Genomic DNA, 302 nt, shown 5'->3' with positions numbered 1-302 from the left:
GTGGTGGAGGCCGCCGGCAACGGCGCCCAGAACCTGGACTCCTCCTGCTACGGCGGCACCGCCTTCCCCGGCGGCCGTGGCGACTCCGGCGCCATCATCGTGGGCGCGGGCGCCAGCTCCCGCTCCGGCCGGGTGCCGGGCTCGCGCCTCAGCTACTCCACCTACGGCTCGCGCGTCAACGTGCAGGGCTGGGGCGAGATGGTCACCACCACCGGCTACGGCGACCTGCAGGGCGGATACGCCAGCACCCAGTACACGGACGTGTTCTCCGGCACCTCCTCGGCCTCCCCCATCGTGACCGG

Annotated in this window: 1 pseudogene; it reads left to right on the top strand. The window is 73.5% G+C overall.

Annotated elements, in window-relative coordinates:
* A pseudogene (locus tag HMPREF3099_RS08270) lies at positions 1–302 on the top strand (serine protease); the annotation flags it as partial.

The sequence above is a fragment of the Kytococcus sp. HMSC28H12 genome, assembly GCF_001816045.1.
GTDB classification, from domain to species: Bacteria; Actinomycetota; Actinomycetes; order Actinomycetales; family Dermatophilaceae; genus Kytococcus; species Kytococcus schroeteri.
Note: the sequence above shows the minus strand (reverse complement) of the source record. Positions and strands in the feature narration are given on the sequence as shown.